General features: G+C 59.4%; 11 protein-coding genes. 4 read left to right on the forward strand and 7 right to left on the reverse strand.

The annotated features are described in order from the left end of the window. Nucleotides 1-29: 29 nt before the first annotated feature. Entirely contained in the window at nucleotides 30-4,115 is a 4,086-nt protein-coding gene (locus AB4N47_RS02765) for a Tc toxin subunit A-related protein (protein WP_460154410.1), read from the forward strand. After that, nucleotides 4,108-8,412 carry an Ig-like domain-containing protein gene (locus AB4N47_RS02770; RefSeq protein ID WP_460154411.1) on the forward strand — a complete coding sequence of 1,435 codons (4,305 nt, stop codon included), beginning with the start codon at nucleotides 4,108-4,110 and terminating at the stop codon, nucleotides 8,410-8,412. Before AB4N47_RS02765 ends, AB4N47_RS02770 begins: the two co-directional genes overlap by 8 nt. Nucleotides 8,413-8,425: 13 nt before the next feature. Here the strand turns inward: AB4N47_RS02770 and AB4N47_RS02775 are convergent, their stop codons facing one another. From AB4N47_RS02775 to AB4N47_RS02800, 6 genes are read right to left on the reverse strand one after another with little or no spacing between them, the layout of a single operon-like run. Then, nucleotides 8,426-9,754 carry a DUF58 domain-containing protein gene (locus AB4N47_RS02775; RefSeq protein WP_341638930.1) on the reverse strand — a complete coding sequence of 443 codons (1,329 nt, stop codon included), beginning with the start codon at nucleotides 9,752-9,754 and terminating at the stop codon, nucleotides 8,426-8,428. Continuing rightward, nucleotides 9,751-10,752, reverse strand: a complete 1,002-nt coding sequence (locus AB4N47_RS02780) for an AAA family ATPase (protein WP_042607313.1) — start codon at nucleotides 10,750-10,752, stop codon at nucleotides 9,751-9,753. Before AB4N47_RS02780 ends, AB4N47_RS02775 begins: the two co-directional genes overlap by 4 nt. Beyond that, entirely contained in the window at nucleotides 10,749-11,912 is a 1,164-nt protein-coding gene (locus tag AB4N47_RS02785; protein ID WP_341638931.1) for a DUF4350 domain-containing protein, read from the reverse strand. Before AB4N47_RS02785 ends, AB4N47_RS02780 begins: the two co-directional genes overlap by 4 nt. Further along, nucleotides 11,909-13,447, reverse strand: a complete 1,539-nt coding sequence (locus AB4N47_RS02790) for a DUF4129 domain-containing protein (protein ID WP_341638932.1) — start codon at nucleotides 13,445-13,447, stop codon at nucleotides 11,909-11,911. Before AB4N47_RS02790 ends, AB4N47_RS02785 begins: the two co-directional genes overlap by 4 nt. Further along, the gene (locus tag AB4N47_RS02795) at nucleotides 13,434-14,411 is read right to left on the reverse strand and encodes a stage II sporulation protein M (protein WP_341638933.1); all 978 of its coding nucleotides are present in this window, start codon (nucleotides 14,409-14,411) and stop codon (nucleotides 13,434-13,436) included. The genes AB4N47_RS02790 and AB4N47_RS02795 overlap by 14 nt, the downstream gene beginning before the upstream one ends. Further along, complete coding sequence (locus tag AB4N47_RS02800; protein ID WP_341638934.1) at nucleotides 14,408-15,124, reverse strand: RDD family protein; 717 nt, start codon at nucleotides 15,122-15,124, stop codon at nucleotides 14,408-14,410. Before AB4N47_RS02800 ends, AB4N47_RS02795 begins: the two co-directional genes overlap by 4 nt. A gap of 267 nt (nucleotides 15,125-15,391) precedes the next feature. On the opposite strand from AB4N47_RS02800, the gene sbcB reads away from it, so the two are divergent. Further along, nucleotides 15,392-16,822, forward strand: coding sequence for an exodeoxyribonuclease I (sbcB, locus tag AB4N47_RS02805; RefSeq protein ID WP_341638935.1), 1,431 nt, complete (start codon nucleotides 15,392-15,394; stop codon nucleotides 16,820-16,822). Between the two features lie 98 nt (nucleotides 16,823-16,920). Here sbcB and mvaT read toward each other — a convergent pair whose 3' ends face one another. After that, nucleotides 16,921-17,298: a histone-like nucleoid-structuring protein MvaT gene (mvaT, locus tag AB4N47_RS02810; RefSeq protein ID WP_016773476.1), complete on the reverse strand. Its 378-nt coding sequence runs from the start codon at nucleotides 17,296-17,298 to the stop codon at nucleotides 16,921-16,923. A 337-nt stretch (nucleotides 17,299-17,635) separates the two neighbouring features. Here mvaT and purU point away from each other — a divergent pair, with 337 nt between their 5' ends. Then, the gene (gene purU / locus AB4N47_RS02815) at nucleotides 17,636-18,484 is read left to right on the forward strand and encodes a formyltetrahydrofolate deformylase (RefSeq protein ID WP_016773477.1); all 849 of its coding nucleotides are present in this window, start codon (nucleotides 17,636-17,638) and stop codon (nucleotides 18,482-18,484) included. Nucleotides 18,485-18,499 lie beyond the last annotated feature (15 nt).

Raw genomic sequence — 18,499 nt, forward strand, 5'->3', positions numbered from 1 at the left:
GGGTATCTCCCCGCCAGAAGGTAAAGATCATGAGCCAAAGCATCATCAATGATTTGCTGGAACAACGTCGCGCTGCGTTGACGGATTATTGCCTGGGCCATTTCGGCGAGAGCGTTGGTCGGTTCAAGATCATAAGAAACGCTGAGCACCTGAATGAATTGTTGCGTCTGGACTCACTCGACACGCAGAAAGTACCTGGTGCCCTGGGTGCCGAGGCGATCAGTTGCGCGCAGAAATTCATCAACGCCGCCTACCGCAAGCTTGAGCCGGGTTATTCGGAAACAGAATTTCCCGAAGAAGATCTGAAACGCTGGAAACTGCTAAGCAATTATTCGGGCTGGTCGGCCTCGATGTCGCTCCTCGTCCAGCCGGAAAACTTCATGACACCGTTCGCAAGGCCGCGCACGACTCGTTTGTTCCAGACGCTTATGACGGATCTGAATCAGACGCGGCTGAGCAGCGATTCGGTATTGATAGCTTTGCGCAATTACCTGAAGTCCTTTGAAGAAGTCTGCAACCTGGAAGTCATCAGTGCTTTTCTGAATGGCAGTACCGCGGTGGACGGGCGTTATTTCTTTGTTGGCCGCGAGCGTGTTGCGCCTTATCGATATTTTTGGCGCGAAGCGCGGATCGAATTGACGCCTACCTGCACCGACGTCAACCCTGCGGCATGGAACGAGTGGGAGATGGTCGATGCAGGGGCGACCGGAACCGTGTTGGATATGCGGCCGGTGTTCTGGAACGGTCGGCCGTGTCTGGTCTGGGCTGAGCTTTCGGAAAAACTCGGGGACAAAGGCAAGGATGGCTATGTTCCGTACAAGGTAAACATCAACATAGCCTTCAAATCGCAGAACGGAGACTGGTCGCCTGCAACAAATTTGCAAAGCATTGGAGATCTCGACGCGCCTCCGCCAGCCGAGAGCCGTTTGATTGCCACGGTCCGTGTTACCCCAAGTCAGCCCAATGGCGTTCTCGGCGTGCTGTTTTTCAACGGTGCTGTAGCGCAGACGCCGGTGGTGCGCGATACGCTGTTTCGCTCTGTCCCGACCTATGAAGAGGGTTGGCTGGAAATGCTGGAGCAGCGTTTCGACAGCGTTCTGACGGTCCAGCATTCGTTGACTGAGCAAACCCGGCCAAAAATGGTCACGACGGTCCAGACGCCCGGGACGTTGACTGAGTTCTACGAACTGGATGCTTTTATGCTGACTCACTCCACGGGAGACATCCTGTTTGTCAGGGGCATTTGCAGGCCAAATAGCACCGGGGGCGTGGCAACCGTTGATTTCGATTTGACGCTGACCAGCCAACCCTCGGTCGGGGATCCGAAAGAAACCAGTGGAGCGTATTCGACAGACGGTGGATGGGCCACCGACTGGCTTACCTACACGCGTGGTTCAGGCGGCTTCACCAGCCCCATTACCTTCACTTTCGGCGCGACTACTGCCTCTGCAACCTATGGCCGTAAACAGTTCGTACTGACAATGACCGCCATCGTCGGTTTCGACCCTGCGGTGCTGGAAAAGAATCGGCATGACGCGGCGCAGTTTCTGGCCTTCAACACGCCGGGAACATTGGCACGGGTACGCCTCAATTCGCTTTTCGGTCCGCGGTTGGTCGGCCTCGCCAACATTTCCGTGGATGCGGTGCTCGACTGGACGACACAGTTTCTGCCTGAACCGATCTCGGAAGCCGGGCCGGTCAGTGAGCCTAACGGTGCCTTCAATGGTGCCAATGGTCTGTATTTCTGGGAACTGTTCTTCCATCTGATCCATCTGGTGGCTATCCGCTTTCGCGACGAAAATCGTTATCGCGAGGCCGAAGCCTGGTGGCGCAGGGTGTTCGATCCGCAAGCGATCGCGCAGGCTTCGGATACCCCGCAGCCAAGCGACCCACGCGACTACTGGCGCTGCCGGCCGTTGGTGAGTCCTGGCAATGCCGGCCCTGAGTGTCTGGTGGAAGAAGATCCGTACGCCATCAGTTACGCGGCGCCAAAGCATTTTCAGATCCTGACTTTCCTGGAGTACGTCAAGAATCTGGTCGAGGAAGGGGACTGGTATTACCGCCAACAGACTCGGGACAGTCTGGTGCTGGCCAAGGAGTGTTACGTGCAGGCCCAGAACTTGATGGGCGACCCGCCTTCGTCGCGCTCGGTGACTGATTGGCAGACACAAACGCTCGGCGCGCTGATTGACAAGAGCGACGCGCGCCCGACGCTGGAAGCATTTGAGAGAACGCATCTGTATTCCCTTGCAGACGTGCCGCCTTCGGCTGATTTCGCACCCGTGATGGGGCTGCTGGCTACCCCACCATTCAAACTGCCGACCAACGAGCGCTTGCTGACGCTGTTCCAATTACTTGGGCAACGCCTGTACAACTTGCGTCATTGGTTGACCATTGACGGAAAACCGCTCGACCTGCCTGTGTATGAACCGCCGGGTGATCCTGCGCAACTGTTGCTCAATCTCGCTGCCGGAAGCAGCGCCGGGCCGCAGCGAATGGGGGGGCGGCCAGTCATCAACGGTTATAGCTGGCGAGTGACCAGTGAATTTGCACTGCGTTCTGCGCAAGAGCTGCAGAGTCTCGGCAGTGAGATGCTGCGCTTCATGGAACAGCGCGACACGGCACAACAGGTAGAGCTGCAGCAGCGGCATCTGGTTGAACAGGCCGAGTGGACGAAAGCCATTCAGGAAAAATCCCTGGCTCAGATGAATGCGACGCTGGCGGCCTTGCGCCAAAGTCACGCCGCCGTAAAGCAACGCGCCGATGAATACGCCGCCTGGTTTGACGAGAACGTCACGGCAGAAGAATACAAGGTCATGGATGACCTTCACGCTGCCAAAGAACTCAATCAGAGCTCGGTCGCCGTTCAGGCTGCTGCGGGGGGGATTTCGGTCATTCCCAAAGTCTTTGGCGCGGCCAACGGCAATGCTTTTCCAGAAGGTGTTTTGCATGCCATCGCACAGGGCTTGCAGATCGCCTCCCTGGGCAAACAGGCAGATGCGGAAAAAAGAGCGGTGACCGAAGGCTATCGTCTGCGTCGCCGCGAGTGGGGTTTGCAACGCAACCTGGCACTCGCCGAACTGCAGGCGCTGGATGAGCAGATCAATGCGCAGGTGATAGCTGTGGATGCCGCCCGGGCCAGTCTGCAATTAGTCCTGCAAACCAATCTCCAATCCATGGCCGTGTACGACTTCCTGCAAAAACGCACCGCCCACAGCCAGCTTTACGACTGGCTGCTAGCACAACTCAAGGCGTTGTACTACCAGGCTTATGATGCAACCTACAGTCTGTGCATCAGTGCCCAGGCATCGCGCATCGCGCAAACCGGTGATTACGATTCACAGTCACCTTTGCCTCAGGCCTGGTCCGAGAAGCATCACGGTTTGCTCGCTGGCCAGCAGTTGATCGACTTTCTGATGCGTGAGCAAAGCAATCACTTGCAAGACTTCAAGCGATCCATCGAGCGGGCCAAAACGATTTCCGTTAGGCAGCTCTTCGATGATGCGGTCGAGCCTCAGGCTGCTGCCCCCAACTGGGCGCAGGCGCTTGAACAACTGCAGAATGGCGGAAGGCTGGCCTTCTCTGTAAGTGAGCTGAACTTCAATCGCGACCATCCCGGCGAGTACTGCCGGCTGATCCGATCGGTTGAAGTGGACTGCCCGGCATTGCTCGGACCCTACGAAAACCTCAGGGCCACGTTGACCCAGACCGGCAGTCGCACCGTGGTTCGGCCAGTGCCGCGGGCGGTGGAATATCTGCATGACCCCGACAGCACCACGCCACCTGCCGATGTACTGTTCAATACGCGCTCGGGACAGCAAATCGGTATTTCCAGTGGGGTTGCTGATGATGGGCGCGTCATGGAGGACCAGGATACGGGTCTGCTTCGTGCCTTTGAGTCTTCCGGGGCCGTTTCCTCTTGGGAAATCCATTTTCCGCGGTGTCGCGAACCGGCACAATCTGCGGTGCTTGCGTCCATTACAGACCTCATTGTTACCCTCCGTTTTACGGCCAAGGCTGGTGAGCCGACCTTCACCCTGGCGGTGGAAAATCTGGTTGAAGCCAGAGTGAATGCTCTGCAACGTAATGCCGAACGGAGCCATCATCATGCTTGACTCCAGTATTCAGGCCGAGCGGAATTTGATCATCAATGGTGACTTCTCTCAGAGCCTCGCGCAGTGGAAAAGGGGGCCCGTCAACCCAAGCTACGTCGTAACCAAGGGAGAGCAACTGGAGGGTGGCGAGCGCGTGAATATCCTGTCTGCTCTCGACGGTTCTTCCGCTTATCAGGAAGTCACCTTGTTCAAGAGCGCCAGCGATGACGTCAGGTATGTCATCAGCTTTCTTTGTGAAATGGACCACGAGGAGGAGGGCCTGCTGGAGCTGAGTGTGGCCGGACTGCCTGTTACCCAGCAAATTCCCTTGCACCCGAGCGTGCGCCGTGATCGGCATGACGATCTTCTGCGCCAGCGCGCTGGCCTGCCTCGCCTGTTCAAACCGCGCTCGTACCAAGTGGATGTGACATTGCCGCTTGTGGACACTCACATTCTCAAAGTCCACGCCATCAGTCCGGTCAACAAAGAGGGCGACTACTTCTCCTCGTTGCGTATCACCCGGATCAATCTTCAGTTGCACTTGCCGGCGGCGCAGGTGTTGATCCTGGAACTGGACGGGCAGCAATTGCCACTGGACCGTGCCGTGCCTCTTTGTCTGGGCGCGCTGGGTTCGGCAGCGCATCGTTTCAAATGCATCCATGCTCAGGATGATGCGTGGCGGGGCACGCGGGCGTCCCTGCACAACAAAGCCAATCCGCAGGGCGCAATTGTCGCCGATCCAGACTGGGGCAAGGACAAACCGCTGGATGACTCCTGGAGCCTGGTTTGCCCAGAGATCGACGGCGATCCCCCGTACCTTTTCAACCTGCAGTTATCAAACGAGTTCCATGCACCCGTGCTGGATATTCCGGTCTCATTGGGTGACCACCGCCTGAAGTTCATTCAACTGAAAGAGGCGGCGCATTACGTGGTGATGGAGTATGACCAATCCATCAGGGTCGGCGTCTGCGTTGGCTCGCATTACACCGACAAGGCACAGGAAGGAAGGACAGTCACCTGGACGGTAAAAGACACTGACGTCAAAACCACGACGTCGACCGATCACGAGGGCTGGGCCTGGTTTGAACAAAAACCGAGCGCTGCCGGTGATGTGCGTATTGAAGCCTCGGTCGAGAGTCTCTATTACGCTAGCGGCGCAGTGACGGAGGTCTTTGAGGTCAAGGTCCTCGCGACCGACCCGTTGAAGGAGGTTCGCACGATCACTGAAGCCGGAGACGAGCAGCCGTGGGAACTGAAGGGCTACCCCAATCGCGGGACGACCTGGCATTTGCAGATCCGGTTCCCCGACGTGCTTCGAGGCACCGAGGTGGCGCTGCGATGGAATGGCGAGCCTGCGGAGAAACTGGGCGTTACTGTTTCGCCGCCGCTCGAAATACCTGTTCGTATAGGGGCGGATGGATTACTTGCCTATCGTCTGGATAACGATGACAAACAGGATGGCCAATTTTCCTTGCGGTTGACCTCTGGCCACCTGTTGGAAGGCTCGCCTGCCAAACCGATGTCGCTGGCACGCAACGTGGTCATACCCGGTCAGGTGCGGGGGCCTGACAGGATTTGCGTGGTGGATGAAAACGAAAGTGCACGGATGTGGGTGCAGGTGCTGCACAGGACGACATCAGGAACAGGTGAACCGGTAGAGGGCGCGTTGGTTTTCTGGAAGGAGCCGGATGGGAACATGCCGATGACTCTGACAGGCACTGGCGGTTGGGCCAGTCATCAGTATCAGCCTGCAAGTGCCGGAGACCATCGCGTCATTGCCACCATCAAGGCTCACGAAGAAGCCGAGCCGAGCGAGAAGGAATTCATCGTGAAGGCAATTGCGACCAGCCTCTGGAAAGAGCATGTCGCAATAACCCTGGACGGCGAAGCCGTCGATCTGCAGACCATTGGTCTGCTGTGCCGACATGGCCATACGCACACTCTCAGGGTCACCCCTGTTCCCGGCAGCCCATGGATCGGCACCAAACGCATCAGCCTTGATTGGCGAGAGAACGACCCACTGATCGGCCTGAAACCTGCTGATCCGGGCATTTCTTTCCCGCTGGGGGCTGATGGACTGACATGGAGCCTGTCTTCCAGCGCTGCCGACAGTCGCAGCAGCCCCTTTGAGTTGCGTTTGCGGGCCGATGACGTTGCAGATGATCGCGAGTTGTGCGGGCGATTCATCAATCCGGATCTGACCCGTGAGCTTGGCGTCAGGCTGGATCGGGTAACGGCAGCACTCGATGGGCAGGAGCTATATCCCTGCCTCGGTGCGGATCATCAGTTTACGGTCTGTCTCAATGAGCTAAGCCCGCTGGTGGGCCTGTCAGCAGCGCTGGAGTGGTCGGGAACGCCTGCCGATGAACTGAATGCGATCGTGAGTCCGCCCTTGGCGCAGTCTCAAGCGCTTGGTGCAGAGGGCGCTTTCTGGCAACTCGACTTGCGCAGCAGCACAAAAGCGGGCGACTTTGCGCTCGCTGCAAACCTGCCCCAATTGGCATTCCTCGCACCCGTCACACCAATGGAATTGGGACATAACGCCTTGAGTTTCAATTTCATACTCGAGTCACCGGTGGATCCGGTAGTCGATCTCGATCAGGCCTGGACATGGGCTAATGTGGTGTCGCGTTTTACCGCAGAGGCAGTTGCCGATGTGCCGGTTACCTGGCACTCGGGCGCAGCCCCCGTAGTGGTCAACACGGACAGCGATGGCAATTCCGGCTTCGCCGTGCTTCCCGCGACCATCGACATGCATACGGTGCAGGCCACTTTGCTCAGTCTTTACGACAATACCTCAGAGCAGAGAAGCGCCACCTTCAAACCGTTGGCAGAAGATCTCTGGCCTCGAGTCAACGTCAGTTTCGATGGTCAGACCAGTCAGGTCTGGGGTGACACCACCGGTTTCCCCCGTCGTAAAGGCAGGCACAGTATCGTGGCGTTTTTCCCGGAAGAATTTAACGGGCAGACCGTACGTATGGGGCATATCGGCACTGCGCCTGCGGTACTGGGCAATAGCTATGAGCCAGAGCTGGGCGTGGCGCAGGTTGTCAGGAATGGAATGGCAAGGTTCGGGTTGCGCGCGGGAGATTCCACGGACGGCAGTTTCGCCTTGCGACTTTGCGCCGAACGGCTGGCACGGCTGTCGCCGACCAACGCGATGTCGCAGGGTGCAGGTTCGCGGGTGATGAAAATCGGATTGACGGCCAGCAATGCCGGTTCGCAGCTGCTTTGGGGAGATGTCTTTGAACAGACGATCCAGGTCGTCTCGTCCATCAGCGCAAAACCCATGGCAGGGGTGCTGGTGACATTTACGCACACTGACCTTGGCGTTTTGAACGCCGAGACCGACTTTTACGGGAGGGCAACAGTACGCTTTGTTCCCACAACGCCAGGTTCCAGTCAGGTCATCGCAACAGTTGGGGATGCTGGTAATACGGCTTCGATTGCAATGGATCTTGTCCTCGCCCAACCGAGGCAGATCGCAGAACTTTATGAACCGTCCGACGCCCGGCAGTCTGCCGACGAACCCCGGGTGCATGCAAAAGCGAGAGTGGTGTCTGCGTTGACCGCACAGCCCTTGGCCGGAGTGCTCGTGACGTGGGAGTTTGGCGGGCACATAGTGAGCTCGGTAACCGATGACGAGGGAATTGCCGACTGGACTTTCATGGGTTTGAGTGACGGCGTTCTGTCAGCGACCGTTGAAGGCGGGCTGGCCGGTTGGGATATGGCTGTATTGACCTATACCGGGCAAGTGCCGGTGATTGAATCGCTCAGTTGCGACAGGGCAATGATCTATCGTGCAGACGAAGTGAATGCCTGGGCAGTGGTGAAACTCAACCCGCAAGGCACACCCGTAACAAACCTGCCGGTCAATTGGCGATACGCCGGAAAGTCGCTGCCCACATCGATTTCCGACGAGTACGGGATCGCTCCGGCATCATTTCTGGCTGCTGAAGTCGGGGAATTTGATCTCGAGGCCTGGCTGAATCCGGGCGCGGTTTCCCTGGCAAAGATCAACGTGGTTGCCCGGCCTAGCGTTATCTTGCGTTCCATTTATGCCGTGCCCCTCATCGGGCAAGTAGGCAAGCCTGTGACGATCGCAGTGCAGGTCGTTAAAAACCTGACCGAGCCAGTGGTCGATATGAGCGTGCTCTGGACCGTTGATGATGTTCCGCTGAGAGGGACTGTCAGCGATGACAAGGGATGGTCGAAGGTCGTCTTCGAACCTGTTGAAACTGGCTCGGTTGTTGTCAGTGCAAGCGTGAAAAACCCTGTGGGAACAACCCAGATGTCATTGACTCTGGTCGTAGTCTGAGCGTGCGGTCGCGCTATATCGTGGCGGATTTTTTCCAGCCAAGATAGCGGCTCACTAACGCGGCTCCCAACTCCGCGGGCCGAACATCCATCACGACAACTCCATGAGCATTCAACTGTTCATGGAGTTCTATCCCTTCATTCAAATAATTCACCGTGCCGCAGTGGGCCAATGCTTCGGGCAGTGTTTGCACTGGCGTCTGGCGTAACGTATCCAGCGCTTCCTCGCGCAGGCTCGCCACCAGCACCCGGTGCTGCGCGCTCAGGCGTTTGACCGCGCCGAGCAGTTGATCATCGTCATCGCGCAAATTGGTCACCAGCACTACCAGCGCGCGGCGCTTTTGTCGCGTCAGGAGTTGGTTGACGGCGGCCTGATAATCAGCCGGATGCTGTGTGCTGTCGAGGTCGTAAACCGTGTTCAGCAGCACGTTCAGTTGCCCGCTGCCTTTGACTGGCACGACATCGCGCGGTTGATCATCGGCGAACGTACTCAATCCCACCGCATCGCCCTGGCGCAACGCTACGTAACTGAGCAAGAGACAGGCATTGAGCGCGTGATCGAAGTGCGACAGCTCACCATCGTGACTGCGCATCTGCCGGCCGCAATCGAGCAGGAAGATGATCTGTTGATCGCGCTCGTCTTCGTACTCGCGGGCAATCGGCGTGCGCTGGCGGGCGGTGGCTTTCCAGTCGATCTGGCGCAGGCTGTCGCCCTCGCGAAATTCGCGCAACTGATGGAACTCCTGACCCTGACCGCGACGTTGTCGCTGGCGCACGCCGAGCTGGCTGAGCCAGTTGTCGACGGCGCGCAACTCACCGCCGTAAAGCCGGGCGAAGTCCGGGTAGACACGGGTCTCGTCGCGGACGCTGAGCAGGCGTTTGCCGGACCATAATCCCAAGGGGCTGGGCAGGTTGACTTCGCACTGTTCGAAGCTGAAATGCCCGCGTTCGAGAGGTCGCAGACGGTAGCTGATGTGACTGACATGGCCGGGTTGAAGCTCGACAAGCATTGGCAGATGTTCAAACGCGAGGCCGTCTGGAACGTGGTCGAAGAGACCAATGGACAATGGCTCGGCAAACTCATGGGCGATTTGCAGCTTCACCTCTCCCCAGCGCCCGAGTGCCAGGCTGCCGGGCATCTGCCGTTTGATGCGCGGCGAGGGCAGGCGTCTGAGACGTACGGCGTCGATAACCGCCAAGGCCAACAGCGCCAGGAGCAACCCCCAGTTGATCGAAATCAGGCTCGACGGGAACTCTCTGCCAAGTGCCTGAAAGGCGCCGAGCACAATGCTGACTAACAGCAGCAGCGCCAGCCAGATCAGCAGCAGACGCGAGGGTTTCACAGGCGCGGCGCCGGCACTTGATCGAGCAATTGCGCGAGCACTTGATCGACCTGCAGGCCTTCGATGTCCAGCTCCGGTGCGATGCGCACGCGATGGCGCAGCACCGCCAGCGCGCAGCCTTTGATGTCATCCGGAATCACGAACTCGCCGCCGCGCAACAATGCCCGGGCACGGGCACAGCGAACCAGTGCAATCGAGGCGCGCGGTCCGGCGCCGAGGGTTAGCCCCGGCCAGGTGCGCGTGCTGCGCGCCAGGCGCACGGCGTAATCAAGGACCTGATCGTCCAGCGGCAGATCGCTGGCAATACGCTGCAACGCCTGCACGTCTTTGGCTTGCAACACTGTGCGCAGCGGTTGCACATCGAGCATGTCGGCGCGGGTCGAACGACAGACCTGACGGACCATGTTCAGCTCCTGATCGGCGTCGGGATAATCCATGCGCACCTTGAGCATGAAACGGTCGAGCTCGGCTTCCGGTAGCGGATAGGTGCCTTCCTGTTCGATCGGGTTCTGCGTCGCCAAAACCATGAACGGTTGCGCGATGGGCAGGGCGCGACCTTCGAGCGTCACCTGACGCTCCTGCATGGCTTCAAGCAATGCCGCCTGGGTTTTTGCCGGGGCGCGGTTGATCTCGTCCGCCAGCAGCAGGTTGGTGAACAGCGGGCCTTTGCGCAGCTTGAACTGCTCGGTCTGCAGGTCATACACGGCATGGCCGGTAACGTCGCTGGGCATCAGGTCCGGGGTGAACTGGATGCGCGCGAACTCGCCGCCGAAGCATCGCGCCAGTGCCCGCACCAGCAAGGTCTTGCCCAGACCGGGCACGCCTTCGAGCAGCACGTGGCCGCCGGCGATCAGCGCGGTCAGGACATCGTCGACCACCGCTTCCTGGCCGATCAGCGCCTTGTTCAATTCGTTGCGCACTGCCTGCGCCAACTGGCTGGCACGCTGGCGTTGCTGAGCGGCGTGCGTCGCGCTGCCGGGCTCGATCTGTTCAGTCATAACGCGTTCCTCAAGGTTTGCAGGTGAGCGACCTGACGGCTGAATTCGACGCTGGACAAACGCTGCTTCGGTCGTGGGCTCAGGGCCTGGCTGATGGCGCGGGTGGGTTGCCGAGTCAGGCGCGATAACGCTAGCCACTGTTCGGCGACATTCAATTGATCGAAACCGGGATGGCGGCGGCGGGCGCGGCGCAGGATGTCTTGTTGCAAGGCTTGCAGCAGCGCCTGCTGGCCGTTGTGGCGCAGGAGGAAGTCGGCGCTGGCACGCAGATGTTCGAGCAATTGTCGGCGACCCGCTGGCGCCGGCATTTGCACCGGGCCGTGGCGTACGCCGGCCTGCCACAACCACAGGCCGATCAAGGCGAGCAGGGCGACGATGGCCTGCGGGAAGTAGCGCCAGAGCAAGGTCCACAAGCCATCGTGCGCCGTGTTGTAAATCAGCGTGACGTCGGTGTCGGCGCTCAGGTACCAGAGCAGCCAAGCGTTGTCGTATTTGCCGATAGCGCCGGTTTTCCAAAGCTCGGCATCGGTGACCACGGTGATCGTGCCGAGGCCGTACACCCGTTGCATCATGTGCGTGGCTTTGGCGCTGTTGGCCCAGGCTTGCGCGACATTGTTCGGGTCGTCGAGGTGGAAGTCGGTGTCGAAACCGGCGTAGGCCGGCGCGTCCTCGTCTTCCAGGTACAGTTTGGTCAGTTTCGGGAAGCGGTCCTTTTCCACGTCCACTGGTGGATCTTTCAATTCCTTGCTCAGCGATTGGTGCAGTTGCACCTTATCGAGCAGCAGATCATTGCTTTGCCCGGTTTGCGCATCCCACAGCGATTCAGCGACAAATACCAAGCGTCCGCCGGCGCGAGTCCAGTTCAACACCTGATCGACTTCACGCGGCGTCATCCGCGCGCGCTCGCCGAACAACAACAAGGTGTGGCTGTGCGGATCAATCTGCGGCAGCACCGCCAAGGTCTCGGCGTGATTGACCGCGAGGCCGCGCTCGCGCAGGAACATTTCTGCCGCCAGATAAGGATTGGCTTGCGCGGCAGGCGAGGGGCCGTGATCGACGGTTTCCTGATAGGGCCGGGCTTTGAGGTAGAGGAACAGACTCAAGCCGCCAAGCAGCAAAAGCGCCAGCGTAGCCAACGACCAGCCGATGCGCCGGTTCAATGCCCGGATCCTTTGCCGAACAATTCACGCCAGCCGTTGCACAGCTCTGCTTGCAGGTGCGCAGCTGGAACTCGGTGCCCGTAGGCCATGTTCTGCCAGTGAACAGTGAGGTTGCGGCTGTAGGCGAGCAGGTCCGGGCGTTGCAATTGCTCGATGCGGTTGAGGATCTGGCTCTCGGTGTCGGCGGCTTTCAGCGTCAGGTCGAAATCATGCAGCAGACGGCTGAGCAGGCCGCGATAGAGCAGGCCCAGCGCGGCGCGAGGTTCGCTCAGCCACAATTGTTCGGCGCTGGCGGCGAGGTCATCCGGCAGGGTTTCACGGTTCAGATCGAGGCCGAAGACTTGTGGCGACGCCGGCGGTTTGCTGCGCGCTGGCAGGTTCGGGCGGCGGTTGACGAACGCCCCGAGGAATTCGCGATAACGCCAGACCAGCCAGCCCAGCGCAGCGATCAGCGTGCCCCACAACAGCACTTCAATCACGCCGGCGAGGGTATCGAGGTGCCGACCGTCGAGCCAGCCGAGCAGCGTTTTCAGCCACTGCGGAGCCTCACCCGCTTGCGCGTCTTTGGCCGGACTCGCCGGGTCGTCGCCAAAGCGGTAACGGGTGACGCTTTCCTTGTTCTTGAACGGCGGTTGCTCGAGCAGCGACTGAATGCTGTCGCGCGATGCCTGACTGGTCAGCGGCTGATTGAGCAACCGTGGAGCATCCGGCGCATCGCTGGCCCACACGGGTTGCAGATTCGGCAGCAGCAGACACGCCCCCAGCAACACGCCGAGCACGCCGTTGTTCAAGCGCTGGCGCAGACGGCGGAAGACCAGTTCAATGTCCCAGGCTTCCAGTTGCGTGCGGCGGTTCAGGTACAGGCTGAAACCGCAGGCGACATACACCGGTCCCCAGGCCACCAGGATCAGCGCGTAAAAAACGTTGGTCAGGTGCTCCAGCCAGCGCCAGTCCTGATCAGCGGCGAGCAGCAGTGACTGCCAGTCCCAGTCGGTTTCGATCTGCTGCGGCAAGAGCATGTAGAACAGCAGCATCAAGCCGATCCACAGCGCGGTTTCCAGATGCACGCCGATAAACGTCAGCCATTGCGCGGCGCCGCCGTTGCGTTGCAGCAGCACCTGCAGACGTTGTTGTCTGGCCTCGCCGTCGAGACCTTCGAGTTGCGTCACCGGCAGCACAAAGCTGCGGCTCAGGCTCAGCCGGCGCCAGGTCAGACTGGCCAGCAGTTGCGGCCTGAGCAGGCGCGGCCATTCACGCAAGGCTTGCTTGAGCGTCGGGGTTTCGCCGAACAGCGCTTTGGAGAGGATGTACAGCGGCAGGCGTTCGTAGGCCGGTTTCAGCCACCAGAAAATGAACACCGCCAGTGATGGCGAATCCCACAGCAACAGGCTGAGCAGGGCGAACAGCGGCAGGGTGACGATCGCCCAACTGGTCATCAACAACCGCCGATGCTGCTGGCTCATCAATACGCCCAGGTCCATGGCTTCCCAGGTCGTGCGCGGGCGGATCACTACGCTGGCGTCACTCAGGCGCATGGCGGGTCCTTCCGGCAAACAGCAGATACACCGCGACGGCCAGCCACAGCGCGGTGCCGACGGCGTATTTGGTCAGCGGCGTGACACTGGTTTTCGACGACCAGTAAGCCTCGATAAAGGCTGCGATCAACAGGAACAGCATGGCCCCACACACCAGCAACACACTTTTGCGCGCCGCCAAGCGCAGCGCCTCGCCCCATGTCAGGCGTCCGGGGGCGATCAGCGCCCAGCCCAGCTTGAGGCCCGCCGCGCCGGCGAGGGCAATGGCGCTCAGTTCGAACGCGCCGTGACCGATCACGAACGACCAGAAGGTCTGGCCGAAACCGATCTCGCTGAGATGCCCGGCCACCGCGCCGATGATCATGCCGTTGTAAAGCAGGAAAAAACCGCTGCCCACACCCATCAGCAAACCGCTGGCGAACGTCTGAAAGGCGATGCCCGTGTTGTGCATCACGTAATAGCCGAACATTACCCAGTCTTCGCTGGCCGCCCGTTCCGCCGAGCGGCCGAGGTGGCCGGCAACGGGGTCGTACATGCCTTGCATCTCGCGCACCTGCTCGGCCGGGATCAGGTTGTAGATCAGTTCCGGGAACAGATAAACCAGCACGCCGAAACCGATCAGGCTGCCGAAGAACAACAGGCTGGCGGCCGCAACGAAGCGCCATTGTTCGCGCACCAGTCGCGGGAAGTCGGCGAGGATAAAGCTGATGATTTGCGCCCCGAGCCGACTGCGATGCCGATAGAGCTGTTGATGGCCGCGCAGTACTTGTTGTTGCAACGAATCGATCAGAAAACTGCTGTAGCCGCGCGCCTGGGCCAGAGCCAGATGTTGGCAGAGACGTCGATAGGCCTTGGGAAAATCGCTGACTTGCGCCGTATCCTTGCCGTGTTCGAGGCGTTCGAGCGCCACGGCGAAGCGCTCCCATTCGGCCTTGTGGCGACTTTCGAACAGGCTCTGCTTCATGCGCTCGGCCCCAACAGGCCGCGCGCGATGCCGTTGAGTTCAGACACGGCTTTGGGCGCAGAGATGTGCAGCGGCTGCGCCAGCAATGCCGCCAGCTCGTTGACCCGTGCGGGTGACAGTTCAGCCTGACGCTCGGCGAAACCGAGCACCGCGCGTTGTTCGCTCAAGGTCAGCGGAACGGGGCTGCGGCGAGGTTCAGCGTCAGGCAGTTGCGGGCGGCTCAGCGGGCGCTCGCTGTAAACCACCAACGTGCCGGCGGCAATATCGCCGAGGCGTTTGAAGGTCGGGTGTTGCAGGCAACTGAGCGCACCGAGGAAATAGCCGAAGGGCAGTAGATCGACAAAGCGCAGCAGGTTGCGCAATAGCGAGGCCGACCAGCCGATCGGCGTGCCGTCATCGTGTACCACGCGCAAACCCATCCATTGCTTACCCGGCGAGCGGCCCTGGCGCAGCACCTCGAACAAGACCATGTACCACCAGCTGATGGCAAACAGCAGCAAGGAACCGAGGCCCATGCCGAGCTTGCCGAGAAATGCCAGCGCGATGAACAGCACGCCGAGGATCAAGCCGCGAATGCCCAGATCGATGGCAAACGCCACCGCGCGCACCATCAACCCGGCGGGGCGCAGTGGCAGGTCGATCCCTTCCGGCGTTTCGACCTGATGGCGCGTATCCAGCGGTGCTGTCCTTCGCGGTGCTGTGGGCTCGAGCATGGGCTACCTGATGTTCGCCTGTTCGGGGGGCAAGTGCGCCTGATGCTAGCAGCCTCTCGGGTGTGGGAGCGAGCCTGCTCGCGAATGTGGTGGATCAGTCAGCCTATGTGCAACTGACGGAAAGCCTTCGCGAGCAGGCTCGCTCCCACAAGGGCAATGCATTCCAGTTGTAGGAATCTGGAGAAATTGCTGTTCGAGGGCGACCAGGCTGGCCGTGGCAACCCTGAAACGCCTAGACTTCGCCGATCTTCTGTTCAGGATTCGCCCGTGACTTCAATCTTCTGGTACGACTACGAAACCACTGGCATCAATCCGCGCAACGACCGACCGCTGCAGGTGGCCGGTATTCGCACCGACCATGCACTCAACGAGATCGACGAGCCGGTCAACCTCTATTGCCAGCCCAGCGAAGACATCCTGCCGCACCCGGCGGCATGCGCGATCACTGGCATCACCCCCGGTCAGCTCGCTGAAAAAGGCCTGAGCGAAGCCGATTTCATGACTCGCGTGCATGCGCAACTGGCCACACCGGGAACCTGTGGCGCCGGTTACAACACCTTGCGTTTCGACGACGAGATGACCCGCTACAGCCTGTATCGCAATTTCTTCGACCCCTATGCCCGTGAATGGCAGGGTGGCAACAGTCGCTGGGATCTGATTGATGTGGTGCGCGCCGCTTACGCATTGCGCCCGGACGGTCTGGTCTGGCCGACCGATGATGAAGGCCGCGTGACCCTCAAGCTTGAACGCCTCACGGCGGCCAACAATATCGATCACGGGCACGCTCACGAAGCCCTGTCGGATGTGCGCGCCACCATCGCGTTGGCGCGGCTGATTCGCGAGAAACAACCCAAGCTCTACGAGTGGCTGTTCCAGTTGCGCAGCAAACAGAAGGTGATGGATCAGATCCGCCTGTTGCAGCCACTGGTGCATGTGTCCGGGCGTTTCTCGGCGGCACGCAGTTATGTCGGCGTGGTGCTGCCGCTGGCCTGGCACCCGAAGAATCGCAACGCTCTGATCGTCTGTGATCTGCATCTTGATCCGCAGGGGTTGCTGGACCTCGATGCGCAAGCCCTGCGTCAGCGTCTTTATACCCGTCGCGATGAGTTGGCCGAAGGTGAGTTACCGGTACCGCTCAAGCTGATTCATATCAATCGTTGCCCGGTTGTAGCGCCGCTGGCGGTATTGCGCGCACAAGACCAGCAGCGCCTTGGGCTGGACATGGCGCTTTATCAGGAGCGGACAGTGCGACTAACTGACGCACAACAAGTCTGGAAAGATAAAGTCGCGGCGATTTATGCCAGCGAAGATTTCACTCCCAGCGAAGATCCCGAGCAGCAGTTGTACGATGGATTTATCGGTGATCGTGATCGTCGTTTATGCGAACAAGTTCGAACGGCCGACCCTGCGCAATTGGCGCAAGAGCAGTGGCCTTTCGATGATGAACGTTTGCCTGAATTACTTTTTCGATATCGAGCACGCAACTTTCCGGAGACCCTGGATGTGGCCGAGCAAGAGCGCTGGAAATTATTCTGTCAGCAGCGCCTGACGCAACCCGAGGCAGGTGCGCCGAATACCGTGCAGTCATTTATCGAGGCCGCCGAGCAATGGTCGCTTAGTGCGTCACCGATGCAGCGAGAGGTGCTCAATGACTGGCAGAATTATGTCCAGGCATTACGCAAACGTTTGAATCTGTGAAATTGAACATGCCCGGACAATGAATTACGGGCATAAAAAAACGCCAGCGCTAGCTGGCGTTCTTTTGTTCGCGGATCGCTCGGCGAAAGTGTCGCGGCTTAGCCCAGCAGGGTAGCCCAGCCTTCAACCACGTCGCCGCCCCACTTGGCTTTCCACTCTTTCAGAGTCTTGTGGTTGCCACCTTTGGTTTCGATGACTTCACCGTTGTGCGGATTTTTGTATTGCTTAACTTTGCGTGCACGCTTGGTGCCGGTAGTTTTTACTGCGCCGCCACGTGGAGCCTTGGATTTGGCTTCTGGATCCAGCAGCGCGATGATGTCACGCAGCGACTTGGAGTATTCACCCATCAGCGTGCGCAGTTTGCCTTCGAATTCCAGTTCGGCTTGCAGTTTGTCGTCTTCGGACAGGTTCTTCAGACGGGCTTGCAGCTCTTTGATGGCTTCTTCGGTGGCGCGATATTCGTTGATCAAGGACATGAGTACTACCTTTTGTAGAATGCTGAATGACAGGGGACAGTGCCGCAATAATAGTCAGGCTGTTTCATCAAGTAAACATTTAGATCGGGTTTTTATTTAAATGAGTTACAGGAATTAGCCGCGATTTGAATGTTCAGTTAAATAATGTGATGCAGTCAGCACAGATATTTACAGTTGTCTGACAAAAGCCCTTCTAAAGCGTCACGGTCTTGACGTAAGACCTGCGTCAGAAAGCCGTTTCGCCAGGCTTTGTTCCACCCGGCGCGTATGCGTACTGCAGTTTTCCTGCGCAGTCGCTAGAATGGCGGCCTTTGTGAAGTTCTGGAGTTTCCCCCTCATGCGCACTTTTCGGCTGGTGATCTCTTGCCCGGACCGCGTTGGCATCGTTGCCAAAGTCAGTAATTTTCTGGCCTCTCATAACGGCTGGATCACCGAAGCGAGCCACCACTCTGACAATCAAGTGGGCTGGTTCTTCATGCGTCACGAAATCCGTGCCGATTCCCTGCCGTTCGGTATTGAAGAGTTGCGCGAGAAGTTCGCGCCGATCGCCGAAGAGTTCTCGATGGACTGGCGCATCACCGACACCGAGCAGAAAAAACGCGTGGTGCTGATGGCCAGCCGCGAATCCCACTGCCTGGCCGACCTGCTGCACCGCTGGCACAGCGACGAACTGGATTGCGAAATCTCCTGCGTGATCTCCAACCACGACGACCTGCGCAGCATGGTCGAGTGGCACGGCATCCCTTACTACCACGTGCCGGTCAATCCGCAGGACAAGCAGCCGGCATTCGACGAAGTGTCGCGCCTGGTCAAACAACACGACGCCGAAGTGGTAGTGCTGGCGCGCTACATGCAAATCCTGCCGCCGGACATGTGCCGCGAATACGCGCACAAGGTCATCAACATTCACCACAGCTTCCTGCCATCGTTCGTCGGCGCTAAGCCGTATCACCAGGCATCCCTGCGCGGTGTGAAGCTGATCGGCGCGACCTGCCACTACGTGACCGAAGAGCTGGACGCCGGCCCGATCATCGAGCAGGACGTGGTGCGTGTCAGCCACAGCGACAGCATTGAAGACATGGTGCGTTTCGGCCGTGACGTCGAGAAGATGGTGCTGGCCCGCGGCCTGCGTTATCACCTGGAAGACCGCGTGCTGGTGCACGGCAACAAGACGGTTGTGTTCTGATCGAGCACGCCACGC

It is taken from the genome of Pseudomonas sp. S3_G06 (assembly GCF_054667565.1).